This window comes from Bacillus massiliigorillae, assembly GCF_000380245.2.
GTDB lineage: Bacteria > Bacillota > Bacilli > Bacillales > DSM-1321 > Bacillus_AD > Bacillus_AD massiliigorillae.
The window spans coordinates 40,054-66,057 of the sequence record NZ_HG428747.1; the positions used below are offsets into that span (position 1 = coordinate 40,054).

The window sequence follows — 26,004 nt, forward strand, 5'->3', positions numbered from 1 at the left end:
CAATCGCTTTCTTTTACTATTATTTAATCTCTTCGAATCGCACTTCGAAATCTTCCCCTAAACGCGTTTGAATGAAATTCAACACATGCTTTTTCGCTGGTGCTGCATGAATGGCCCCTTTTACTGAAGCTGTTAAAGCACCACTCGCATTCGCAAACGTTAGGATGTCATCATGCTTATCTGCTAAAATTTGCTCAACGTTCGCTAACTGTACTTTATGAGCGGTTAGCATATATAGCAAGCCACCAATAAAGGCATCGCCGGCACCCGTTGTGTCCGAAACCGTTACTTTAAAACCAGAAGATACAAAGCTTTGATTCTTTAAATGCAACTCGGCACCATCTGCACCTTTCGTATACACAACTGCTTTTACATCACCAACAAATAGTGATTGAAGAGCTTCTTTTTCATCTGCAATGCCTGTGATAAATTCTAATTCTTCATCCGATACTTTTACGATATGTGATAGTGGTAAAAATTCTTGCACCGTTGCTTTACATTCATCATGATCGTCCCAAAGCGATAAACGAATATTTGGGTCAAAGCTAACAATACCGCCCTTTTCCTTCACGCTTTGAATTGCTTTCTTATGTGCGTATTTCATTGGGCATTCCACTAAATCAACTGAGCAGAAATGAAGTATATCTTCTCCACTGAACCAATCTGCTTGTACTTCATCTTCCGTTAATAGCATATCTGCAGATGGATTTCGGTAGAAAGAGAAGTCACGCTCCCCATCTTCCTTAACAGATACAAATGCCAGAGCTGTATTTGCTTCTTTCGTACGCAACACTTTATCTACTTCTACACCATTTTCTTTCAAAATATCAGCTAAGAAATCACCAAATGCATCTTCACCAAGTTTGGTTATCATTGAAGCTTGCCCCCCATATTTGGCTACTGCTATCGCTACATTTGCTGGTGCGCCGCCTGGTAATTTTTCAAATGTATCTACTTCCTTTAACGCTTTTCCTTTTTGCTCTGGAATAAAATCGATTAATGCTTCACCAATACTAAATACTTTTCCCATAACTAAACCTCTTTCTTACCTATACGGCAAAAAGCCAGCACTTTTTGACAGTACTTGGCTTTTGATATTCCGGTTATTTATTTTCTTTCCAAATATCTTTTAACTTCCAAGCTTGTACAGATTCCACTGCTACTTTTCCATTCTTCGCATAGAATTGTACTTGTAAGCTTTCAGGATTTGGATAAATTCTACTTGTCATATTTACATCTCCATCATTTGCAAACACTTCTACTGAAGAACGGTCGCAGTATACATGTACAATTAGTGAATCACCTTGGACATCCATCTTTGTTTTGCGAATGCCTGCTACACCCTTACCTGAATGCTCACGATCAAGGAATAGCTTAGAAGATGCCACATCATAACCAATAATAGTTTCTTCTTTACCATCTTCACTACATCTTACTTTTATACCGAATTCTTCAGCTGTTACATCTTTTAACGAGAAAACTGCTTTAATTTCTACTAAATCTTCATGAATATTTGTTTGAATGCATTCATTATTGATTTCCGTTAGAGGTATAACTAATTCCTCATCACGTAGTAACTCAAGTTCTGCTACTGGCTTCATGATGATTTTTCCTTCTTTTGAAAGAGATAATTCACGTGGTAACGTTAGTGCGCCACACCATCCAGCTTCTTTCGTTGGCATATTTGATTCCCACATATCCATCCAGCCAATACCGATGCGTCTACCTTTATCATCGTGTAATGTTTGAACAGCATAGTAATCGTGACCATGATCTAATTCTACGAAATCGCCATATGTTAGTTTTCCAGTGCTCTCATTATAGTCACCCAATAAGTAACCTGTTTGGTATAGATTTTGATATTTATCACCATCTGCTTTCATTCCTTGAGGCGAGAATAATAAAGCATGCTTACCATCAAGCTCAATGAAATCTGGACATTCCCACATATAGCCTAAATCACTTTCATTTTTAGCAATGACACCTTCATAATGCCAGTTCTTTAAATCTTTTGAGCTATAGTGAATTGCACGACCGATATCATCTTTTGTACGGTTTCCAAGAACCATATGAAAATCATCGTTTTGCTTCCAAACTTTCGGATCACGTAAGTGACCTGTACTATCACTTGGAACCTCTTTAATAACTGGGTTTCCTTCAAACTTCGTAAATGTAATACCATCTTTACTTGAAGCGATACATTGCGTTTGAATCGCGATATCCTTTGGACGGTCAACCCATACATGACCCGTATAAACTAAGTATAATGTGTCACCATCAACTATGGCACTACCTGAGAAACAACCATCACGGTCATATTCTTCATCTGGAGCTAAAGCAATCGGCAAATGCTCCCAATGCACTAAGTCTTTACTTTTCGCATGTCCCCAATGCATCGGCCCCCAATGCTCATCGTAAGGATGATGCTGATAGAATACATGATACTCTCCTTTGAAGTACACTAAGCCATTTGGGTCGTTAATCCAGTTAGCTGGCGCTGCAATATGAAAACCTAAACGATGATCTTGTTTCACATTCTTTGTCGCTTTTTGCAAGGCTTCGTTTGCTTGTTCCAATACTGTTTTTTTATCTAAAGTTTGTGTAGTCATGAATGAAACAATCCTTTCTCCCTTTAACTATTAAGCTGTTTGTTGTAATTTTGCTGTTGCTTCAGATTTCTTATCATTAATCAATGTAAAGTAAGAAATAATGTTAAATGTCAGTACAATTCCACCAATAATAAAGTACACTTTCGAGAATCCAATCGAGTCATACAGCTTACCGAATACCGGTGAGAAGAATGCTGCTGCAATTGCATTCGAGAATTGAAATCCTACTAAATACAATGTAGAAGATAAGCGATTATCAAAGTTTTGTGCTAGGTACTTAAATACCGCAATTAGCATGATTGGTAATTCTAAAGCGTGTAGTAATTTCATACATGAAATACCGATTGGCTCAAATGCTAAGCCTGAACCAATAATACGAACTGACATGACAAAACCAGCAAAAATAAGGGCTCTCTTTGCTCCAATTTTATTTACAATAAACGGAGCAGCAAACATCATTCCAGCTTCCAAAAATACTTGGAATGAATTTAAGTAACCATAAATTTGGTTCCCTGATGCTACACTGTCAAAAAGTGAAGAATAATAAATCGGGAATTGCTGATCGTACACAGAGTAGAAGCATACAACCCCTAATACATACACAACGAAGAACCAGAACTTCTTAAGTTTTAATAAACCAAAAACATCTTTCATTTTAATAGGTTCTTGTTGCTCTCCTTCTGAAGCTGAGGAAGTTAAATCTATTTTCATTAATAAGAGAATAATAACTAAACAGATAGCAGAACCAGAGGCAATCCAGAAATTAATATTAGGATTAATATTGAAAAGCTGTCCTGCAAAGAATGTCGCCGCTGCCCAACCTAGTGAACCCCACATTCTTGATTTTCCATATTCAAAGTCGCATTTACGACCAATTTTTTCGATATATGATTCAACTGCTCCACAACCAGCTTGAAAAGCAGCTCCTAAATATACACCACCAACGATTGCACCAAGTAATACATTATATTTCAATAATGGGCCATACACGTAAATGAAAAATGGACCAGATAAAACCAGTAAACCAGCAATAAACCATAATATATGTTTCTTCAATCCAATTTTATCGGAAATTACACCATAAAGTGGCTGCATGATTAAAGCGAAAATAGCATTTGCCGAGAAGATAATACCGGTACTAGCACCACTTAATTGAATATCCTGACCTAACCAAATAGAGAATAATGCCATACATGAAGACCATGTAAAGAAATAAAAAAAGAAAAATGCACTTAATAACCAATAATTTTTCTTTGCACCTAATGCCATAACGAATCCCTTCTTCCTGAAAATTAAACCGTTTTCATTTTAGTTAATCGTTTACGTAATCGTTTAACTAGATTATAAAAGCGTTTTCAAAAAGAGTCAACAGTAAAATTATATTAAAAAATCATTTTCGGCATTAGCCTAACATACTAGCCTTTCTCTTTTACTAATGAGGATTTCTCTGATAGAGTTTATATTTATTAAATACACCTCGTATTTTAATAATTATTTAATGTTCCTCAATTAAGCTAGATCTAGAAAGGGGATATACAATGAGTGGTTTAATTCATTCTTTTTTACTTGTATTGATGAAACTAGGATATCTCGGGATTACTTTTGCATTAATGATTGAAGTGATTCCAAGCGAAATCGTACTTTCTTATGCTGGATATCTAGTTTCAATTGGAGAAATTAGTTTTTTAGGAGCTGTAGTAGCCGGTACAATCGGAGGGGTAATTGCACAATTACTCATATATTGGATCGGAAAATATGGCGGAAGACCATTCTTAAAAAAATTCGGGAAATACTTCTTTATACGCGAAAAGCAAATTGATTTAGCAGAAAAATGGTTTCAGAAATACGGGATAGGAGTTATTTTTACAGCTCGTTTCATTCCGATTGTTAGACATGCTATTTCAATTCCTGCTGGTATTTCAAAAATGCCCATAAAAAAATTCACACTCTATACGACGCTTGCCATTATTCCCTGGTCTATACTTTTCGTTTATCTTGGAGAAAGATTATCATCAAACTGGGGGCAAATTAATGAATTTGCAAAGCCATATGTACAACCTGTAATAATTATTGCTCTCATAAGCATCATTGCTTATATAGTAATAACATTAAAAAGAAGAAAACAAGAATCTATATGATTGTTTTTCCTATAGTTGGGCGATTACTACTATCTCATTTAGTAGTTTTTCTTTTTTCTCGTACGAACTTTCACCTCAACAGATGTTGTTCTTCCTGTTGAGGTAGATAGAAATGCTACGATGAGCTATTAATATGAGCCATTCATAGTACACTCTCAAACTAAATTCTTTATTCTTTCACAAAAGCCTTGTTTAACTCTACAACGAATTGTTTTACCTCAGATGTTTCAACTTTCATGATGATATACGTAAAAGAAACAGGGAGTGTAATTTGATAATCTTTGATTTCAACCAATGCCTCATTATTCAATTCTTCCTGAACCATTGACAAAGGCAAATACGAAACGCCTAACCCCTGCTCAATAAACCGTTTTGTGATTTCCATCTGTGTAACAGGTAATGTGCGAACATAAGGATACATTCTTTTAAGTTCTGATAATAGCTCATCCCAATATGCTGGATGATTATTCGTTAATAATCGATATTGCTTGAGCATCTCTTCTTCATTATATTGGCCATTTCCTATTAAATTTGGGGCGACCATAATAACAGGATCACGATGTATTGTTTTACAACTTACATCAGTTTGAATAGGCTGCATCCTTGTCAGTCCAATATCAGCTCTACCTAAACTTACTTCTTCCCCAATTTTATATGAGCTGACTACATTAATAATTACTTCTATATCCGAATGTTTATCTATAAAATTCCGAAGAAATGAAGGGAGAACAGAAGCAGCAATTTGTGGAGCCACAGCAATTGTTAATTTACGATTATACCCTTGTTTCCACCCCTCAAATTCCTCCATTTCTTGCTCGTATTTATTCATAATTTGAACTGCAGATGCTAAGAACTTATAGCCAGCAGGAGTCAGCGAAATATTTTTTCCTACTCGATTAAATAATTCGATATGTAATTCATGTTCCAATCGTTGAATATGCTTCGTTACAGCAGGCTGTGTTAAATATAATTCTTCTGAGGCTTTTCGAAAATTTTCATATTTCGTAGCAACAATAAACGTTTTCAACCATTTCATATCCATTAACATGACAACCTTTCCCATTAATAACAAATCGTTATTAAAACCCATGCTTTTTATTATTTTCCATTATATACTAAACACATTATAATTTTCCTAACGAACATTTTTAAAAAAAGGGGGATTTTTATATGACAACGAAACAACATGTAAAAGAACAATTTAACGAAAATGCGCCACACTATGATAATCAACGAAAAAGATTAATACCCTGCTTTCATGATTTCTACTCCATTCCTATTTCCATTATTGAAACAAAAAATAATGCGCCTACCGTTTTAGAAATTGGTGCAGGTACAGGTCTTTTTGCTTCTTTCTTAAAAGAGAAGTATCCACAAGCACATATCACCGCTATTGACTTATCAGAAAAGATGCTAGATGTCGCCAAAGAACGATTTCAAAATGATAAGGACATAGACTATATTAACGCTGACTATACTACTCATAATTTCAAAGGTACGTTCGATATCGTTATCTCTTCTCTTTCCATCCACCATTTAACGGATGAAGAAAAACAAAAATTATATAACAAAATATATGACTTACTTAATCCAAATGGTATTTTTATTAACGCTGATCAAGTACTTGGACAAACAGCTTATATTGAAACACTTTACACAAATGATTGGAAAGCAAAAATTGAAGCAAGCGGTTTAACACAACAAGAACTAACAGCTGCATTTGAACGAACGAAGCTTGATAAAATGGCTACTCTTGCTGATCAACTAAATTGGTTAACAGAAAGTGGATTTCAAGATGTTGATTGTATATATAAATATTTTAACTTTGTCGTATTGTTTGGACGAAAAATATAAAAGAAACCCAGCGATTTGTTTCAATCGCTGGGTTTCTTCTCTCTATTTTCGACTAATTGATTTACGCGCCTGTTCTAATAAAAGTAAACAAATTGCAAAGAAAAAGCAGTAGTAGTGGGAATAGAAATATTCGTCATCCAATCATCTATCATTTATACAATACAAATAACTCCAAGGAAGACACTCTACCTTTTAACAAGATTTTCTGACTATTAATGACGTATCCAGTAAATATTCCCCTGATGGCGCATCATTATTGGCAATACGTTCAAGAAGAACTTCAGCAGCTTTCTGCCCTATCTCAAACGCTGGCTGACGCACACATGATAAAGGTGGATTTATAATCTTAGTCCATTCATAATCATCAAAGCCAATAATAGCTAGTTCATCCGGGATATTTATATGACATTCCTGAAAGTATGAAATGGCACCCATTGTTAAAATATTATTTGCTATAAAAACAGCTGATACATCTTTTTGTTCAACTAACTCTTTTGTTAATGAATATCCATGCTCTACTGAAACACAATCTTCTTTCACATAGTTTTTATCATAAATAATCCCATGCTTTAAAAGCGCTTTCTGATATCCCTCTAAGCGAGCCCGATCCGTTGTTAATCCACCGTTTCCATTAATAAATCCAATTTTCTTGTGACCTTGTTTAATCAAATATTCCGTCGCTTCAAAAGCACCCTGACAGTTATTTGCCAATACGCAGTCACCTTGATAGACTTTCGGTTTTCGATCAATAAATACGACTGGGTATTGCTCAGTAAGATTCCTGTAATCTTCACCAGATGGTGCCAAGATTAGGCCATCGACTAATTGTGCATTAAACATTTGAATATGCTCTTTCTCTACTTCTATATCTTCATACGAATTACATAATATTAACTTGTAACCGTTCTTTGTTAATATTGATTCGATACCTTGTGCTATCGCCATGAAGAACAAGTTTGCCATATCCGCTGGATTCTTAACAGGAATAATTAAGCCAACTAAATAAGATTGATGACTTCTCAGTGATCTAGCAATTGGATTAGGTGTATAATTCAATTCCTTCATGGCTGCTTTCACTTTTTCACTTACCTCATCTGAAACGTAGCGAGTTCCATTAATAACATGAGAAACAGTTGCAGTAGATACACCTGATTTCTCAGCTACGTCTTTAATTCTAGGTTTATTCCTATTACCTTTGGCTACCATCTATACAAACCCTCTCTGAAATATCCATCATTATTTATAAACAATGCTACCTTTTAACCAAAATTATTTTTCAATAATTATAGCATAGCATTATTTCATAGAAATTGGTCTAACCTTACTGATCATCCTTAGTCATCATATACACATCATGTAACATATCCATATTGTAATAATGTTTTACAATTTGTTTCACTTTTTTCATTCCTACCCGCTTCGCTACAGCTTTTGATGCTTCATTATTATCTCTGATAATACTTGTTACATAATCATAATGAAGCTGATGAAAAGCGTAGTCCCGACAAGCTATCGCAGCCTCTGTCGCAAAACCTTGATGCCAATATTTCTTCTTAAGTAAATAACCGATTTCTAATTTATCTGTATCTTCGACAGGCTGCATTGTAAGCCCTGCTTGACCTATAAAGGACCCCGTTCGCTTATCAATAATCGCCCATAAGCCAAATCTATATTGGTTGTACCTTTTCAGCTGATTTGTGAGCCAATTTTGTACCTCTTCATCACTAAATGCATGTTCATACGCATACATTACTTCTTCATCTTGTAATATCTCACATAATTGATCGTAATCTTCAACTGTCATTTCTCTAAGATATATTCGGTCAGTCTCAAGTATTTTCTTCATTTTTTCTCCCTCACTTTTCTACTTAATCTCATTATAAGACCATCCCCACCATCCTAAAACGTTTCTATACTTAATTCTTTAAACACCGGGTAATAATAGGCAATTACAATCAACATTTGAGACCTCACTATAAAAGTTTGTATTTTCTAAAAATTAAGTTTATTCTAGTATTGGTTGGACCAATATTTCATTGAGGTGAGAAAATGAATCTAATAGAACAATTAAGAACTATTCTTTCAGAAGAACAAGTTACAACAAATGATATTATTTTAGAACAACATAGTCATGACGAATCATATCATACGCCATGTCTTCCAGATGTAGTCGTATTTCCAAATACAACCGAAGAAGTAAGTAAAGTATTACAATTCGCCAATAACAACAAAATTCCTGTTGTTCCCTTTGGTCTTGGCTCAAGCTTAGAAGGTCATGTTGTTCCAGAGCATGGCGGAATTTCTTTAGACATGTCCCAAATGAACCAAATACTAGAAGTGAGAAATCAAGATTTTCTAGTACGTGTTCAGCCTGGCGTAACTCGGACACAAGTTAATAAAGAACTGAATAAGCACGGGTTATTCTTTACTGTTGATCCAGGGGCGGATGCCACATTAGGTGGTATGGCTGCTACAAATGCGAGCGGTACAACATCGGTTCGTTATGGCATCATGCGTGATCAAGTACGTGATTTAGAAGTAGTTCTAGCGGATGGTACGATTATACATACTGGCGGTCTTTCAGCAAAATCATCTTCAGGTCTGCATTTAAATGGATTAATGGTTGGTTCAGAAGGAACGCTTGGTGTTATTACGGAATTAACGCTACGTGTTTTTGGTATTCCTGAAAAAATCACAGCTGCACGTGCAACTTTTCCAACGATTCAAAATGCTGTAGATGCTGTTGTCGCCGTAATGTCCGCCGGTATTCCAATGGCTCGAATTGAGCTCGTGGATACAAGGAGTATTCAACAAGTCAATACTTCTTTGGAGGCTTCATTTGAGGAAGCACCTACTCTCTTCCTCGAATTCCATGGTAGTGAGGCCGCTTTAGACTATGATGTAACTTTTACACAAGAAATTTTAAAAGATATGAACTGTATTAACTTTGACTTTGAAAAAGATTCTAAAGCAAGAAATGCCTTATGGGAACTACGCCATAACCTTGCTTACTCATTTATTCATAGCGCGCCTGGAAAGAAATTAATGGTTACAGATGCAAGTGTGCCAATCAATGAGCTACCATCTGCCATTCTTAATTCACGACAAAAAATTGAAGATATGGGACTCGATGCAGCCATCGTTGGACATGTAGGTGACGGCAATTATCATGTTCTAATGATGATTGATTTGTCTAATACTGAGGAAGTAAATCAAGCTAAAGAATTGAATGAACATATCGTAAACTTTGCATTATCTAAGGGTGGCACATGTACAGGTGAGCATGGCGTAGGTATTGGTAAAGCAAAATATCAATCCCTTGAGCATGGAGCTGCCTTTGAAGTAATGAAAAGCATTAAGAAGACATTAGATCCAAATAATATTTTAAATCCAGGAAAGATTTTCAGGGATATTAATGAATGATCCCTCCGCCAAAACAAAACCAAAAGGTATATCAAATTATTTTTCATCGTATTAAAGAGTCCATAGTAGCTGGCGAGTTTATTCCTGGAGATAAATTACCATCTGAGCGGGACTTAGCTATACGCTTTAACGTGAGTCGAACTTCGATTCGTGAAGCATTACGAGCCTTAGAAATTCACGGTATTATAGAAAGCAAACAAGGTGATGGTACCTTTATTAAAGCTTCTGATCTTCAAAAAGTAATTGACGATTTATCAACTGCCATCATGCATCCTGATGACTATCTTGTATATGAAATGTTAGAAACACGACAAGCGTTAGAATCGGAATGTGCTTATTTAGCCGCATATCGAGCCAATAGCTATGATTTAGAAAAAATGCGAAAGTGTATTGAAGATATGCGTATAGCAAGTGGCGATGAGGAAAAAGGATTAATGGCGGATTTGAATTTTCATTATAGTATTGCTGAAGCTGCCCATAACTCCATTTTATTAGGGTTAGTTCAAATATTAGGGGAGCATATGAAGAATACTATTCGCATTACTCGCAACTATCGTTTCTCTAATACAACATATTTTCAAGAAACCTTTAGTGAACATAGAGAGTTATATCTGGCTATTGCAAACCGTGATGCTGATAGTGCGAAAAAATTAATGGAAAATCATATTACGAAAACTCGGCAAAAAATGACCGAAGCAACAATTAAAGATGTTGAATAATAGAAAATCCCTAGACTACTCATTATGGAGCAATCTAGGGATTTTATTATTTTTTATTAAACAATCTAACCTTCCTATAGATTTCTTCAACCATGATTTGATTAATAGCTGTTGGAACCATTTCAAAGATATCTTGATTCAACACGATAAAATCTAATATTTATAGTGAATTTGTCTATACAATTTAAAACACCCATACATAGCATATGTAGAATACCTATGAACGCTAGGTTATTTCACTACATTAAACATTCTAATAGCTGTAGGTATTTCATTATTTCTAATTTTGCACTTATGTTTGAAGGGAGAGTAAGTATGATGCAAATGAAGCAGTTATCAGATGCTCAACATAATAGTTATCATAGAATAGTAAGACAAATTAAACGACAAGAACTGACATTAAATGAACTATTAGATCGCTTAGCAAATTTTCAGTTTTATGCATATACATGTAAACCGAAAATCACTAAAAGTGTAATAAATAAAATGCGAAGACAAATTGATATTGCAGAGGATATTCTAAATGAGGTTTTGTATGACACAACAAATATTCGTTCTTTTTCACCGAGGTATATTTCAATCATTAACGAAGAACAAGCTATTCTATTATGTAAACAAGTTGATCGACAAGAAAAAATACTACATGAAATTTCTACACACCTGAATAACTTTTACGCTACTTTGCAAAGCCATTCAATCTATCAACAAAAGAAAAATATTTCTGATATGCAAAGCGGGAAATTACAAAACAAAATATTACAGGAATTAAAGAGAATTCAACAAATACCATCAGTTACTTCAATGACACATCCTAAAATAAACCTAGACTTCGATATAGAGCAATTAACCAGATTTATCCCATTTTTAACTAATTTATTCGACATAATAAACCCCGATAAAACGGAACAAGAATATTCTTCTTCCGGAAATATACCTTTTAACTTAGATGGAGAAACAATAAAGACAATTACAAAATTCCTAACCAACTTGTTTAACAATACAGAAAATGAGCAAGAGCAGCTTGGAATATTCGGTATGCTCGATTTAAACTTAGAAGATGATGATTACACCACCATCGCCAATCTCTTATCACACTACATGAATAAGGAAAAGAACAGTGAAGATTCCCAAGAAAATGGCATACTTAGTAGGTTCAACATTAATTTAGACGCTAACAGTTTAACAACTATTTCAAGTGTCCTATCCCAGTTCTTTAAAAATCAAACAGACGATGATAACGACGAGAATGGCGGATTTTTAAATGGTTTATTACAGCACGAAAATTTTACAACTCTCACTAAAGTACTTCCTTACTTTTTTAATAATATGAATGACGATGATGAACAAAGCTTCGACATACTAAATATAGTTACAACCCTAACCAATATTTATAACAAAGAAGAAAATGATAGCTTGTTCAATATGTTTAACATTAATTTAGATGAGGAAACGATCATAGCTACTGCCCCTATACTAATCGATATATATAACTGGTTGAAACAAGATACTGATGCAACGGAAAAAGAACCACAAACTGTCGACTGACATTTATAAAATATTATCATTGTAATATAGTAAATAACGATAAAAGTAAAAGCAGTGAACTTTCATACAAGAAGCTATTCACTGCTTTTTTATTATTATTTTCCGCAGCTACTTCCGAACATATTTATCAAAATAAGCATTACGAATATTAGTATAAATCCAACGTCATCACTTAATCGGCATTTCGAGTAATGTTTTGATTCCACAAGATTAAGATATTCTAGAAAATAAAACTTGCTTAGGACATATATATTAGGAGCATAGTGGAATTATATTAATTTAATTATCCTCCTCTATTCATGCAATTGAGCATTCTATCTCACCTTTCGCGTAGAAATCATATCATAAAAAACATTTAATTCCCCTTCATGAAATTTTTTCCTTTACACCATTGACAATGATACTGATAATCATTATCATTTGTAAGTGAAAACGATTATCAATTAAACAATCAATAGGGGGATATTATGAGAAAAGGAATCATCATACATATACTATTATTCTTGCTGATTTTAACGGGATGTACGCAAGAATCAAGTGAGAAAACAAATCAAGAAACAAAGCAAACAGATACAGCAACCAAAACAACTACTATTTCAATTACAGATTTTGCGGATCGTAAAGTGACATTCGACAAAGTACCAAATAACATCGTTGCTTTAAGCAACGGTGATATGGATATCGTTAATGCATTAGGAGGCCATTTAGTTGGTAGACCAACTGCTCATGAAACAAATCCTAATCCAAAAATTGAAGCTGTTGAACAAGTTGGTTCTTCCCATGAATTCGATTTAGAGAAAATCGCTAGCGCACAGGCTGATGTAGTTCTAGGAAGCAACCCGATGAATATTAAAGATGTAGCTTCAGTTGAAGGTATTGGTGCAAAAATGATACTAACTAATGCGAATTCAATCAAAGATATACAAAAACAAATTCTTTTATTTGGGGATTTACTTCAAAAGCGTGAAAAAGCAGCAGAGTTAAACAAGAATATCGATGATAAACTTGATGCTATTTCGAAGAATCAACCGAACAAAAAAGTCAGAGTATTGTTAATTTACGGCGCACCTGGGACATACATGGCTGCACTACCTAATTCACTAAGTGGCAATATACTTGAAACAGTTGGCGGAGAAAATATTGCAGCAGATTATCCAGCACTTGAACAATACCCACAATATGCACAGTTAAATACAGAAAGAGTAATTGAAGCAAACCCACAATATGTTTTATTAATGAGTCATGGTAATCCAAAAGAAGTGAAGGAAGGCTTCTTAAATGAAATGAAGCAAAATGCTGCTTGGAATGGTCTTGATGCAGTGAAGAATAATCATGTAGAAGTACTACCATCGAATTTATTCGGAACTAATCCAGGAACACAAATAAGTGAAGCTATTGACTTATTAGATGGATTACTGAAATCCGTGAAGCAATAACGATGAATATTCAGCAAAGAACGAGTCGAAGAAAATGGGCAATTACACTTACTCCCATTCTACTTCTCATCGTTTCCTTTTATGGTATTACTTATGGCTCTGTTTCAATTTCATTACCTGAAATTTGGGACGTGTTTACAGCAAAGCAGCAGGCAGTTCATGAAACGATTATTTTGAATTTACGACTACCTAGAGTTTTAATCGGCTTACTTGTAGGGGCCTGTCTTGCTGTTTCAGGTGCATTACTACAAGGTGTTATGAAGAATCCTCTAGCGGATCCTGGCATTATCGGGGTTACAACAGGTGGCGGTTTAGCGGCGAGCATCACGATGATTCTACTACCTCAGTTTTCTTATTTACTACCTGTTGCTGCTTTTATAGGGGCATTACTAACATCACTTATTATCTATGCTTTAGCCTGGGACAAAGGTGCTTCACCATTAAAAATTATCCTAGCTGGCGTTGCAATTAATGCTCTCCTAGGAGCTGTTCAAAGCGGTGTAATGGTCATCTACAGTGATCGAGTACAATCGATTTTACCTTGGTTAGCGGGTGGTCTTAACGGTAGAAGCTGGTATCATCTTCAATTTATGGCGCCTTATGCATTAGTTGGTCTTGTTCTTTCCCTATTCGCCATTAAATCAGCTAATTTACTGCTATTAGGAGATGATTCTGCCAAGCTTCTTGGTCAAAAAGTAGAATTACAAAGGTTATTTATTATTCTTCTAGCTTCTTTGTTAGCCGGAGCAGCCGTGAGTGTTGCAGGGTTAATTGGCTTTGTCGGATTAGTCGTACCACATGTAATACGACTTCTTTTAGGGGATGATTATCGTTACTTGCTTCCCCTCTCAGCTATTGGTGGCGCCATTTTAGTTGTATTTGCTGATACGATAGCTCGCTCATGGTTTGATCCAATCGAGTTACCAGTTGGTATATTACTAGCAAGCTTGGGGGCACCGTTCTTTTTAATATTATTAAAGAAGCGGAGGTTACTATAATGATTGCAGTTGAAGCGAGAAATATTGCACACCATGTTGGTCAATTTGCCTTACAAAATATTAATCTTACATTTCCAAAAGGGCAAGTTACAGCCATTGTTGGACCTAATGGTTCTGGTAAGTCTACTTTCTTAAAGATCGTTTCGCAGCTGCTTAACCTTCATGAAGGTTATATGTTCGTTCACAATAAGCCTATTCAGCACTACAAGCAAAAGGAATTTGCTCAGATTCTATCTATGCTACCGCAATCTAAACAAGCACTGCCTGATTTAACTGTTGAGGAATTGATTTCATTCGGCCGTTATCCATATAAAGGGCTGTTTCAACAACAATCAAGTAACAAAGATAAAGAAATAGTTCAATGGGCGATGAATATAACCGGAACAACGAAACATCGAGAGCGCATGTTTCACCAGCTATCTGGCGGGGAGCAGCAAAAAGTTCGTATTGCCATGGCTCTAGCTCAAAAAACAGATATTATTTTGCTCGATGAGCCAACAACTTTTCTAGATCTTTCTCATCAGCTAGATGTTATGGAAATGTTGCAGCAAATCAATATAGATTATGGCATTACAATCATTATGGTCCTACACGACCTACAGCAAGCTGCCACGTATTGCCACAACATGATTGCAATGAAGCAAGGTCGTGTAGCTCAGGTCGGTCAACCAAAACAAATTCTGACACCACAGTTTTTGAAAGAAGTTTACGATATTGAAGCATGTATCAAGTTTGAAGAAGATTTTCCAATAATTATTCCAAAACGAAGAGGTGGAAAGAAAGATGATCATCGTAACAAACAAGTCCAAGCTTATTAAAGGCGAAGGACCAACATTAGTCAACCGATTTAATAAAGTAGGTAAAGTGGAATCAATGAAGGGTTTTATTAATCTCGAAGTCCTTCTCACACAAAGTATAGACGAATATGATGAAGTAACCATCCTAACAAGATGGGAATCAAAAGCCGATTTTCAAGCATGGATGAAGAGCAGCGCTTTTAAATCTGTCCATTCAAAAGATACAATTCCAGAGTTCATTATAGAAAACAAAATTACATTTTATGATGTGAAAATTGTAAGAGAAGCAATTCATTCGAATCATTCATATTCAAATGTTATTGCTCATTAATAATTAGGTACCCCTTACTCCCTTAAAATAGATAGTAAAGCCATCATTCTCTACTCCCTTGAATGATGGCTTTACCTATTTTAACTCCACTATCTAATTGTCTGCAATAACTGTTTCATCTCTTCTAATTGCTTTTGCTGACTCGTTACAATATTTTGAGCGATCGCTTTCAATTCTTCGTTATTTGTATAATTCAAGATGTTTGAAGCCATCTTAACAGCACCTTCATGATGTGGTATCATTTCCTCTAAGAAATCTCGATCAATATTACCTGTCGGCTTTGCCTCTTCCATTGCCTTCATCATTTCATTATGGGCTTTATTGTACACTTTCAAATACGCAGCTTCTTTTGCCTTATCTACTTGTGGATTTTGCTTCAATTTCTTTAATAATGCTTCCATCTGAGCAATTCCTTTAAGCTGATCATGAACAATTGCCGTAGCAAGCTTCTTCACTTGCTCATTACTTCCGTACTTAAGAATATTCTCAGCCATGGAAACAGCTGCTTCATGATGTGGTATCATCTCATATAAAAAATCAAGTGATGGATCACCTGTTTTCGGTGCACTATCCATTCCCTTTTTCATAACCTGAAGAATGCTTTGATAATTATCATAATATGCCTGTTCCTTTTCACCTAACTCAGCATACACTTGCATACTAAATAAGCAGATTGCAACAGTAAGTAAACTTGTAAAGATATTGCGAATACTTCTATTCACCAATATATTTCCCTCCTAAACATAATCTTCATTTTATTATGTTAGAAGAATGTTATTCCTATACAAATATTTACTTTTTAGCAATATACACTTTTAATACTTTTCCTTTGACGGTCGTTTTTTTCATTGCTTGTAGGACGATATCACCTTTACCATTTAAAATCTCAACGAAAGAAGCTTGCTCTTGAATGGTGATGATACCGATGTCATCTGCCGTTACACCAGGTATCTTAGCTATTGTACCGACGAAATCCACAGCTCGTATTTTCTTTTTCTTACCACCATTAAAATAAAGCTTTGTAATATCTTTATTTAATTCTTCATTCCTTGCTTGTTTGAAATCAGGAATTTGGTCCATTTTCTCTTTGAAAGCGGGTCTCGATTCCGCTATTTCAGCCTTTGTTGGAGCTTCATTTACAGGAATTCGAAAACCAATATAAGCCTCCGTCATTTCTACTAATTCTTGTTCAGAAGGTGTCATGAATGAAATGGCTTTTCCTGTGTTTCCAGCTCGCCCTGTTCTGCCCGTTCGATGAACGTAACTCTCCTTTTCCACAGGAAAATCATAATTAAAGATATGTGTAATATTATCTATATCTATACCTCTAGCCGCCACGTCTGTTGCCACTAAATAGCGAAAAGCACCCTTCCTGAAATCATCCATCACGGCGAATCGATCTTCTTGATACATACCGCCGTGCAACTGATCACAGTCATAATTTAATAGGTCAAGCTCTTTGTATAGTTCGTTTACACGTTCTTGTGTACGACAGAAAATAATCGCGCTATCTGGTTTTTCAACGATTGTAAGATCACGAAGAAGCGATAACTTTTCTTCTTCTTCAACAGAATATAGTTCGTGGTTAATATGCTCTGTCGTTAAACCTTTTGCTTTGATTTCAATATGAACTGGTTGATTCATATATGTAGTACAAAGGTGTTCCACATCCTCTGGTAAAGTTGCTGAGAACAATGCAGTCATTCGATTTTTTGGTAGTTGTTCAATAATAGCTGAGACTTGGTCAATGAAACCCATATTCAGCATTTCATCACTTTCATCAATGACCAAATACTTTAATGCCTCCACAGCCAATGTACCCTTTTCAATATGATCAAGGACACGGCCTGGCGTTCCTACAACAACATGTGTTTTCTGCTTTAAATCTAGCTTTTGTTTGGCATATGATTGTTTGCCATAAATAGCAGCTGCTTTAATACGTTTGAATCTACCAATATTCGTAAAATCCTCTTTTACCTGAGCGGCAAGCTCTCGTGTAGGCGTTAATATTAAAGCTTGTGGTTTATTCTCTAGCCAATCCAACATTTCACAGATTGGAATCGCATAAGAGGCAGTCTTACCACTTCCAGTTTGTGATTTCACAACATGATCTTGTTGCTCTAAAGCAACTGGTATCACCTTACTTTGTACTTCCGTAGGCGTTCTATATTGCAGACTTTCTAATGCTCTCAAAATTTCCTTACTCAATGGAAAGGTTTGAAAAGTTACTGTATTCATTTTTAACCTCATTTATTAAAATTATTGTTTCTTCACATAGCGTACCATGTAAAAACCATTTTGTTTCATTTAGTTTTATACACATCTAATAACACCTAAATATTTCCTCGGAAATAATGAAATGATTCAGTAAAAAAGATGCCCTACAATGACGATAGGACATCTTTTATCTTATGCTTCTTTACAAACATCTACCCATTTCTCTGCTTTTGAATAGGTTTGTAGTTCATCACATGTTAATTCAATCGCTGAATTGCTACTTCCGCAAGCTGGAAACACAGTATCAAAGCGCTTCATAGATTCATCTAAATAAACGCGTAAATCATGTGCTAAGCCAAACGGACAAACACCACCAATAGCATGTCCTGTAAATTCAAGCACTTCATCTGGATTTAGCATCTTTGCTTTCGTACCAAATTCACTCTTGAATTTCTTATTATCAATCTTAATATCACCGGCCGTTACGACTAAAATAGCACTATCTCCTTCTTTAAAAGAAAGTGTTTTCGCTATTCGTGCCGGTATAACCTCTAGTGCCGCAGCAGCAAGTTCAACCGTTGCACTCGATTGATCAAATTCACGAATTCGATCTTGTACATTAAATTGTTTAAAGTATTCTCTTACATTTTCGATAGCCATGTATATGTCATTCCTTTCTTTTCAAAACTGCATCAATAAGTGATATATGTAAAAATTATACAACAATGATAAACCATTTCAAAAATTCAGCCTATTATTATTGCAAAATTACAAATTTTATACGGGTCACTTAGCAAATTATGATGTCTTCTCTTACTACTACTGAATAATGACAGCGTTCTTCTTTATTGAAATCATAGTATGATACGAGGTTTTCAAAGTCAATTAATCCGATATTTCAATTGGAATAATTTGAAAATATGTTATTTTTTAGCTCATTTATCCTAATTTCTGCTTACATAAAAAAATAATTTAAAACCAGTATTTTCATCGGGATTGAAAGACTCGAAAACGCTTACTATTAGAAAATTTATATTTTTATGTATTGACAGAATATATTTACCGAAGTATTATTCTAATTACTTAAAAAAACTCTATAAATATAACTTATCCAGAGCGACCGAGGGACTAGGCCCTATGACGTCCGGCAACCCCCATTTTGGGAAGGTGCCAATTCCGGCAGAATGATTTTCATTCTGAAAGATAAGTCGAGATACAGATGATGTTTCGATGCTTCTTTCAGTAGAAAGAAGCATTTTTTAATACGAAAAACTGCATCGGTCGATGGCTCCAAAGGAGATTGTGGCATGATTAAAATCCAAAATGTTTCAAAGATTTATAAAACTAAAAAAAGTGAAGTAAAAGGCGTTGATGATGTTTCACTAACCATTAACAAAGGTGATATTTACGGAATTGTTGGCTATTCTGGTGCCGGAAAAAGTTCCTTATTACGATGCATTAACCTATTGGAACGACCAACATCAGGAACCATTACAGTAGATGGCATTGATTTAACATCTTTAAACTCTCATGAACTACGAGTAGCACGTTTGAAAATCGGCATGATTTTTCAACACTTTTATTTAATTAGTCAAAAGACAGTATTCGAGAACATTGCTTTTTCCTTAAAAGCAGCGAAGGTTCCAGCTAATGAGATAAATGCTCGTGTAGAAAGTTTATTAAAAATGGTTGGTCTAGCTGATAAGCGTGATGTATTTCCTGCGCAATTAAGCGGTGGTCAAAAGCAACGTGTTGGAATTGCCAGAGCACTCGCTAATGATCCAACCGTCTTACTATGTGATGAAGCAACATCAGCTCTCGACCCAACAACAACAAAATCGATTTTAAATTTATTAAAGAAAATTAATAAAGAACTCCATATCACGATTGTACTGATCACTCATGAAATGGATGTAGTGAAAGAAATCTGTAATCGAATGGCAATCATGCAGGATGGAAAAGTGATTGAAGAAGGTCCTGTTTACGATATATTTGCAAACCCACAAGCAGATTTAACAAAGGAGTTCATTGAAAGTGTTGTTTCCTTCGATGTACCAGAAGTTATTCTCAACCAATGTGAGGGAGCAATTGTGAAAATCATTTTCAAAGGAACGATTGCAGGAGAAAGCATCATCTCAGATACGTTACAACAGTTTAACGTAAAAGGTAATTTCCTACATGGTTCGATTGAATATATTCAAGATTTGCCTTTAGGTATTTTCATAATGGAGCTTAAAGGTTCGGAAATACAAAATGCGCTTCAGTATATTCAAACACGACAAGCGCAAGTGGAGGTGTTACGTCATGGGCTTTGATTTCGCTCACTTAGTTGAGATGATTCCAGATCTTAATAAAGCATTCGGTGAAACCCTTTATATGATTGCTCTCTCATCAGTGATTGCAATCATACTCGGTCTACCCGTTGGTATTCTTCTCTATGTCACCGACAAGGGGTTGTTTTGGGAGAACCGTGCTTTTCAAAGTATATTAGGCTTTTTAGTCAATTTAATTCGTTCTATTCCATTTATCATCTTACTAGTGGCTTTACTTCCATTAACAGACCTAATAGTAGGTGACATCATTGGACCAACTGCTGCGAGTGTTTCCTTAACTGTTGCTGCAATTCCATTCTTTGCTCGGATTGTGGAAACCTCACTTCGAGAGATTGATAAAGGGGTCATAGAAGCTGCGATTGCAGCGGGTGCTACACCTTGGATGATTATTAAGGACGTCCTTCTCCTTGAAGCACGTTCTAGCATTATATCTGGTGTGACACTCACACTTATTAGTTTAATGGGCTTTTCTGCTATGGCAGGTTTTGTTGGCGGTGGCGGAATCGGTGACTTAGCGATTCGATTCGGTTATTACCGTTATGACAATACAATTATGATTACATCCGTTGTCATTTTAATCATTTTAGTTCAGTTAATTCAGCTATTGGGTGACTTCATCTCCAAGGCTGTTGATAAAAGATAAAGAAAGTGGGAGAAATTCATGAAGAAATGGTACAGAGGCTTTATATTATTGCTAACAATCTTAACAATTAGCGCTTTAGCAGCTTGCGGAAGCGATGATGCATCAAGTGACGATGCAAAGAAGGATAAGAAAAAAATTACGTTTGGTGCTACTGCGGGTCCATACAGTGACATGGTGAAGGAAGCTATCATCCCTGGTTTAGAAAAAAAAGGTTACGAAGTTGAAATCCGCGAATTCAGTGATTATGTACAACCAAACAATGCTTTAGCTAAAGGTAGCATCGACGCTAACCTTTTCCAACATAGCATTTACTTAGAGAACTTTATTAAAGAAAACAAACTTGATTTAACAGGTCTTATTACTGTTCCAACAGCGCCAATGGGTATCTATTCCAACAAATATAAATCATTAGATGACATTAAAGATGGAGCGACAATTACAATTCCTAATGACCCTACAAATGCAGCACGTGCTTTTACAACATTACAAGATCAAGGCTTAATCAAAATTGATGAAAAAGCAGACGTACTAACTGTTTCGGAAAAAGACGTAGTAGAGAATAAGAAAAACCTAAAATTCAAACCAATCGAAGCTGGTCAACTTCCTCGTTCAGTTGATAGTGTGGACTTAGCAGCTGTTCCTGGGAACTTTGCATTAGCCGCGAAATTCGACTTATTAAGTGCATTAGTTCTTGAAAATATGCTTGATCCATTCCGTAATATTGTCGCGATTCAAACAAAGAACAAAGATGCTCAATTTGCTAAAGATATTAAAGAAGTAATTGAATCAGATGATTTCGAAAAGGTAATTGATGAGAAATTTAAAGGTTTCGGAAAACCAGAATGGATGAAGAAATAATTAAGAAGTTATAGAAAAGAGTGAGGAATATGGAGACTTTTTCAGTTCATGGAGCACCTAGTGAATACATCTTACAAGAAGGCATATTAAATGAATTGGAACCTATGCTCATAGAGCGTGGTATTCAAAAAGTCTTGATTGTTCATGGTCAGAAGTCATGGCAGGCAGCTATGACCTTCTTTCCAGCTTTCACTAGTGTGACTTCTCAAAGCTATATCTATAGTGGCGAATGCTCATTAAGCCAGATTAATTTTATTGCCGCACTTGTTAATACAAATGAATATGATGCCGTTATTGGTATAGGTGGTGGTAAAGTTCTTGATTTAGTCAAGTCTGCTTGCCACGTTACTCATAAACAAGCCATATTGATTCCTACACTAGCTTCTAACTGTTCACCATGGACACCAGTCAGTGTCATTTATGATGATGCAGGAACGTTTATACGATTTGATATTTATCCAACAAGCGCCAGCCTTGTTCTTGTTGAACCACGTATTTTGCTTCAGGCACCAGTCAACCTTCTCATCGCCGGCATTGGTGATACACTTGCCAAGTGGTATGAAGCAGATGTACAAATGGCTGTTATTTCGAATAAACCGGTAGCCCTACAGATTTCACATTACACAGCGAAACAATGTAAAGATGTGATTATGAAGCACGCAAAAGGAGCAATACAAGCTGTAACAACTGGCTTTGTAAATGATGATTTTATCCAGATTACTGAAACGATTATTATGTTAGCTGGTATGGTTGGTGGGTTTGGTGATCACTATGGCCGGATTGCTGGGGCACATTCGATTCATAATGGCTTAACTGTATTAGAGGAAACCCATCATGCCTTACATGGTGAAAAAGTAGCCTACGGTATTCTAGTTCAACTAGTATTAGAAAACAAATGGTCAGAAATTGATTCACTATTACCTATCTATCGTGAACTAGGCTTACCATGCACACTTCATGATTTAGGCGTAACTATACTTAACAAACAAATCATTGCTGATGTAGCTGGTAAAGCAACCTCACTTGAAGAATCGATTCACGTTATGCCGATTGGTGCAATTACAAAAGAGCGTGTAGCAGAAGCAATCACATCATTAGAAAACAAACTAGCCTTAGAAAAAGAGCTTGCCTAAAGATATCCATCTTAATACGAAAAGAGGCTGTCCCAAATGAACTTTTGGGACAGCCTCTTTTTATGCATTTACACTATGCATAAAAAGAAAAACACCTCATATCTTCTAATAAATCCTCTATTAACATGACAAGATATACTATATGATGAACACAAGACATAATATTCTATTATTTTTGGAGGTTATTATGAATTCACTTACGAAACATCTAATAGTTATCTCGTTTGATTGCCTTTCATCGCTAGATTTTTCTCAACTAGAGCAGCTCCCTAATTTTCAAAAGCTTTTACAAAAGGCCTCTTATTGCAAAAATGTTGAAACTATATACCCTTCCGTAACCTACCCTTGCCACGCTACTATCGTCACAGGAAATTTTCCAAAGCGCCATAGAATCATTAATAATACTTTTCTACAGCCTGGTAGACTCTCCCCTGACTGGTACTGGCACCGTAAACATATACAAGGCACAACTTTATATGATGAAGCTAAAAAAGCAGGGATGACAACAGCCGCTCTACTTTGGCCAGTCACAGCCAGAGCAAATATTGATTATAATCTTCCAGAGATTTTTCCAAACCGCCCTTGGCACCACCAAGTTGCAGTTTCTTTATGGAACGGAAGCCCACTTTATCTTCTCGATTTAGAAAGAAGATTTGGTCACATCCGTAAGGGACTTAGCCAACCGGAACTAGATGATTTCGTATTGGCATCTACTGTGCATACCATTAAAACGAAGAAACCCAATTTAATGCTCATTCATTTTGTTGATCTTGACTCACAGCGCCACTATCATGGTTTTAATTCTAAGCAAGCACAGGATGCCATTAGACGCCATGATGAGCGCCTCGGACACATCATTCAGGCACTAAAAGATAGTCAAATATATGAAGAATCAACAATCATCATCTTAGGTGATCACAGCGCTCTTGATGAATCAAAAGTGATAAAGCCCAACGTTATTCTTCAACAGCAAGGCTTAATCAACTTAAATCATCATGGGAAAGTCACTGATTGGAAAGCCTACTGCAAAAGCTGTGATGGTTCTGCTTATATCTATTTGAAAGATGGAGATGATACTGAAACAAAAACAGCTGTAACTGAGCTTATTCAAACATTCTCTCAAAATTCATTGAATGGTATCGAAAAAATATACACAGCGGAGGAAGCTGGTATAAGAGGAGCCGATCAACAAGCCTTCTTTATGCTTGAAGCTCATCGCGGCTATTACTTCTCTGAGCAACTTCAAGGGGATTATATAGATGAAATTACTGACGAAGATGTTAAACAAAAGAAATACACAGTAGCTTGTCACGGCTATAGCCCTGAAAAGACTGATTATAAAACCGTTTTTATTGCTGTGGGAAAAGGCATTCAGCCAAATAAAGTCATACCTACTATGCATCTTACCGATGAGGGACCAACCTTCGCTCGTTTACTAGGTTTAAGCTTAGGTCAAACTGACGGAAAAGCCATTGAAGAAATATTAAGTTTGTAAAATTATCGTAAAATTCTGTATTTGACACCCCACCATATTCGTTTTTCTGTACAATAAAAATGTATATATTTTCTAGAGAGGGGCTTACCAATGAAGGCTTTTACAAAAGAAGAAAATAGTTGGGTATTTTATGATTGGGCTAATTCGGCTTATTCCATTATCATTACAACAGCAGTATTTCCTCTCTTCTTTAAGGCATCTGCAACAGAAGCTGGTATAAGTGCTGCAAAGTCAACGGCTTACTTAGGATATACGATTGCTATTTCTACTTTTATCCTTGCCATGCTTGGACCCGTATTAGGTACGATTGCTGATTATCGAGATTATAAGAAGAAATTCTTTACGTTCTTCTTCGCTATTGGTGTTATAAGCACAGCTTTACTCGCCTTTATTCCCTATGACAACTGGTTGCTCTTATTAATTTGTTATACATTCACAGCTATTGGATTTGCAGGTACAAACGTTTTCTATGATGCTTTTCTAATTGATGTCACATCAGAAAAAAAAATGAACCAAATTTCATCAAGAGGATTTAGTTTTGGCTATATTGGCAGCACTATTCCCTTTCTCATCAGCATTATCATCATTGTGCTAGCTCAAAGCCATGTCATTCCACTTTCTGTAACAATGGCTAGTAAAATATCCTTTCTTATTACCGCTCTTTGGTGGGGGTTGTTCTCAATTCCATTATTTCGAAATGTTACACAGCGCTATTATATCGAACGAGAGCCAAGGCCTATTCTCAACAGCTTTAAACGGCTAGGTCAAACCTTTAAAGACATAAGTCAATATAGAGCATTATTTCTTTTTCTAATCGCCTATTTTTTCTATATCGATGGCGTTGGTACCATCATTACAATGTCAACTGCTTATGGATCAGATTTAGGTCTTAGCTCTACTCAATTATTGATTGTTTTATTCGTAACGCAAGTAGTAGCTGCTCCATTTGCCATTCTGTATGGTAGATTAGCTGAGAAATTCACAGATAAAACAATGCTCTATGTCGGTATCTCCATTTATATTGTGGTATGTATCTATGCTTTATTCTTAGAAACAACCGTAGATTTTTGGGTTTTAGCGATGCTAGTCGCTACATCTCAAGGTGGAATTCAAGCATTAAGTCGCGCCTACTATGCAAAGCTTGTACCAAAAGAGAAATCCAATGAATTTTTCGGATTTTATGCGATTTTCGGCAAGTTTGCTTCTATTATGGGGCCACTTCTCGTGGGCATTACCGCTCAGTTTACAGGTAATTCAGCAAACGGTGTCTTCAGTTTAATTGTACTTTTCGTAATCGGAATCATCACTTTAGCATATGTACCAGAACCAACAAAAGAAAAAACTACAATCTCAGCAGACATGAATCAATGAGAGAAGTGAAACTTTTAATGGGTGGGGCTTGATTCACTCCCCACCATGCATACGTTAATCTAATCAGATTTCAAATAGTGTAAGGTATAAGTAAAGAAATAAAG

Annotated in this window: 24 protein-coding genes and 1 riboswitch; of the genes, 15 read left to right on the plus strand and 9 right to left on the minus strand. The window is 35.7% G+C overall.

Features of this window, described 5'->3' with window-relative positions:
- Window positions 1-19: 19 nt before the first annotated feature.
- The 3 genes from TX86_RS23890 to TX86_RS23900 all read right to left on the minus strand — a co-directional run bounded on the left by TX86_RS23890 (window position 20) and on the right by TX86_RS23900 (window position 3,878).
- Window positions 20-1,030, minus strand: a complete 1,011-nt coding sequence (locus TX86_RS23890) for a carbohydrate kinase family protein (RefSeq protein ID WP_042352850.1) — start codon at window positions 1,028-1,030, stop codon at window positions 20-22.
- A gap of 73 nt (window positions 1,031-1,103) precedes the next feature.
- Window positions 1,104-2,609, minus strand: coding sequence for a glycoside hydrolase family 32 protein (locus TX86_RS23895; RefSeq protein WP_042352851.1), 1,506 nt, complete (start codon window positions 2,607-2,609; stop codon window positions 1,104-1,106).
- A gap of 30 nt (window positions 2,610-2,639) precedes the next feature.
- The gene (locus TX86_RS23900; RefSeq protein WP_042352852.1) at window positions 2,640-3,878 is read right to left on the minus strand and encodes an MFS transporter; all 1,239 of its coding nucleotides are present in this window, start codon (window positions 3,876-3,878) and stop codon (window positions 2,640-2,642) included.
- Between the two features lie 269 nt (window positions 3,879-4,147).
- Between TX86_RS23900 and uptA the strand changes: the two genes are divergently transcribed.
- Entirely contained in the window at window positions 4,148-4,747 is a 600-nt protein-coding gene (gene uptA, locus TX86_RS23905) for an undecaprenyl phosphate transporter UptA (RefSeq protein ID WP_042352853.1), read from the plus strand.
- A gap of 169 nt (window positions 4,748-4,916) precedes the next feature.
- Here uptA and TX86_RS23910 read toward each other — a convergent pair whose 3' ends face one another.
- A complete protein-coding gene (locus tag TX86_RS23910; RefSeq protein WP_042352854.1) occupies window positions 4,917-5,789 on the minus strand; it encodes a LysR family transcriptional regulator in 873 nt (290 codons plus the stop codon).
- 128 nt (window positions 5,790-5,917) lie between these two features.
- Between TX86_RS23910 and TX86_RS23915 the strand changes: the two genes are divergently transcribed.
- Window positions 5,918-6,601: a class I SAM-dependent methyltransferase gene (locus tag TX86_RS23915; RefSeq protein WP_042352856.1), complete on the plus strand. Its 684-nt coding sequence runs from the start codon at window positions 5,918-5,920 to the stop codon at window positions 6,599-6,601.
- Window positions 6,602-6,793: 192 nt separating this feature from the next.
- Here the strand turns inward: TX86_RS23915 and TX86_RS23920 are convergent, their stop codons facing one another.
- Together TX86_RS23920 and TX86_RS23925 are read right to left on the minus strand one after the other, a co-directional pair.
- Window positions 6,794-7,807 carry a LacI family DNA-binding transcriptional regulator gene (locus TX86_RS23920; protein WP_042352858.1) on the minus strand — a complete coding sequence of 338 codons (1,014 nt, stop codon included), beginning with the start codon at window positions 7,805-7,807 and terminating at the stop codon, window positions 6,794-6,796.
- Between the two features lie 115 nt (window positions 7,808-7,922).
- Complete coding sequence (locus TX86_RS23925; RefSeq protein ID WP_042352859.1) at window positions 7,923-8,447, minus strand: GNAT family N-acetyltransferase; 525 nt, start codon at window positions 8,445-8,447, stop codon at window positions 7,923-7,925.
- Between the two features lie 203 nt (window positions 8,448-8,650).
- Between TX86_RS23925 and TX86_RS23930 the strand changes: the two genes are divergently transcribed.
- The 7 genes from TX86_RS23930 (at window position 8,651) to isdG (ending at window position 15,850) form a co-directional block, all read left to right on the plus strand.
- Entirely contained in the window at window positions 8,651-10,024 is a 1,374-nt protein-coding gene (locus TX86_RS23930) for an FAD-binding oxidoreductase (protein WP_042352861.1), read from the plus strand.
- Window positions 10,021-10,743 (plus strand): FadR/GntR family transcriptional regulator, encoded by a 723-nt coding sequence (locus TX86_RS23935; protein WP_042352862.1) that lies wholly within the window; start codon window positions 10,021-10,023, stop codon window positions 10,741-10,743. The genes TX86_RS23930 and TX86_RS23935 overlap by 4 nt, the downstream gene beginning before the upstream one ends.
- Before the next feature lie 315 nt (window positions 10,744-11,058).
- Window positions 11,059-12,288, plus strand: coding sequence for a hypothetical protein (locus TX86_RS23940; protein WP_042352864.1), 1,230 nt, complete (start codon window positions 11,059-11,061; stop codon window positions 12,286-12,288).
- A 467-nt stretch (window positions 12,289-12,755) separates the two neighbouring features.
- On the plus strand, window positions 12,756-13,724 hold the full coding sequence (locus TX86_RS23945) for an ABC transporter substrate-binding protein (protein WP_042352865.1): 969 nt from the start codon (window positions 12,756-12,758) through the stop codon (window positions 13,722-13,724).
- 2 nt (window positions 13,725-13,726) lie between these two features.
- Window positions 13,727-14,722 (plus strand): FecCD family ABC transporter permease, encoded by a 996-nt coding sequence (locus tag TX86_RS23950; RefSeq protein WP_042352866.1) that lies wholly within the window; start codon window positions 13,727-13,729, stop codon window positions 14,720-14,722.
- Window positions 14,722-15,540: an ABC transporter ATP-binding protein gene (locus TX86_RS23955; protein ID WP_042352867.1), complete on the plus strand. Its 819-nt coding sequence runs from the start codon at window positions 14,722-14,724 to the stop codon at window positions 15,538-15,540. Before TX86_RS23950 ends, TX86_RS23955 begins: the two co-directional genes overlap by 1 nt.
- Window positions 15,506-15,850: a heme oxygenase gene (gene isdG / locus TX86_RS23960; protein ID WP_042352868.1), complete on the plus strand. Its 345-nt coding sequence runs from the start codon at window positions 15,506-15,508 to the stop codon at window positions 15,848-15,850. Before TX86_RS23955 ends, isdG begins: the two co-directional genes overlap by 35 nt.
- 89 nt (window positions 15,851-15,939) lie before the next feature.
- Here the strand turns inward: isdG and TX86_RS23965 are convergent, their stop codons facing one another.
- The 3 genes from TX86_RS23965 to TX86_RS23975 all read right to left on the minus strand — a co-directional run bounded on the left by TX86_RS23965 (window position 15,940) and on the right by TX86_RS23975 (window position 18,727).
- Window positions 15,940-16,572 carry a DUF305 domain-containing protein gene (locus tag TX86_RS23965; protein ID WP_230203716.1) on the minus strand — a complete coding sequence of 211 codons (633 nt, stop codon included), beginning with the start codon at window positions 16,570-16,572 and terminating at the stop codon, window positions 15,940-15,942.
- 70 nt (window positions 16,573-16,642) lie between these two features.
- Complete coding sequence (locus TX86_RS23970) at window positions 16,643-18,088, minus strand: DEAD/DEAH box helicase (protein WP_042352870.1); 1,446 nt, start codon at window positions 18,086-18,088, stop codon at window positions 16,643-16,645.
- Between the two features lie 171 nt (window positions 18,089-18,259).
- On the minus strand, window positions 18,260-18,727 hold the full coding sequence (locus TX86_RS23975) for a YbaK/EbsC family protein (RefSeq protein ID WP_042352872.1): 468 nt from the start codon (window positions 18,725-18,727) through the stop codon (window positions 18,260-18,262).
- Between the two features lie 444 nt (window positions 18,728-19,171).
- Window positions 19,172-19,277, plus strand: a riboswitch (SAM riboswitch).
- A gap of 97 nt (window positions 19,278-19,374) precedes the next feature.
- Here TX86_RS23975 and TX86_RS23980 point away from each other — a divergent pair.
- The 6 genes from TX86_RS23980 (at window position 19,375) to TX86_RS24005 (ending at window position 25,900) form a co-directional block, all read left to right on the plus strand.
- A complete protein-coding gene (locus TX86_RS23980; RefSeq protein WP_042352873.1) occupies window positions 19,375-20,382 on the plus strand; it encodes a methionine ABC transporter ATP-binding protein in 1,008 nt (335 codons plus the stop codon).
- Window positions 20,372-21,043 (plus strand): methionine ABC transporter permease, encoded by a 672-nt coding sequence (locus tag TX86_RS23985; protein ID WP_042352874.1) that lies wholly within the window; start codon window positions 20,372-20,374, stop codon window positions 21,041-21,043. Before TX86_RS23980 ends, TX86_RS23985 begins: the two co-directional genes overlap by 11 nt.
- Window positions 21,044-21,061: 18 nt before the next feature.
- Window positions 21,062-21,901: a MetQ/NlpA family ABC transporter substrate-binding protein gene (locus TX86_RS23990; protein ID WP_042352875.1), complete on the plus strand. Its 840-nt coding sequence runs from the start codon at window positions 21,062-21,064 to the stop codon at window positions 21,899-21,901.
- A gap of 29 nt (window positions 21,902-21,930) precedes the next feature.
- Entirely contained in the window at window positions 21,931-23,034 is a 1,104-nt protein-coding gene (locus TX86_RS23995; protein WP_042352877.1) for an iron-containing alcohol dehydrogenase family protein, read from the plus strand.
- A gap of 184 nt (window positions 23,035-23,218) precedes the next feature.
- Complete coding sequence (locus TX86_RS24000) at window positions 23,219-24,529, plus strand: alkaline phosphatase family protein (RefSeq protein ID WP_154663222.1); 1,311 nt, start codon at window positions 23,219-23,221, stop codon at window positions 24,527-24,529.
- A 90-nt stretch (window positions 24,530-24,619) separates the two neighbouring features.
- Window positions 24,620-25,900 carry an MFS transporter gene (locus tag TX86_RS24005; protein ID WP_042352880.1) on the plus strand — a complete coding sequence of 427 codons (1,281 nt, stop codon included), beginning with the start codon at window positions 24,620-24,622 and terminating at the stop codon, window positions 25,898-25,900.
- The last annotated feature ends 104 nt before the right edge of the window (window positions 25,901-26,004 follow it).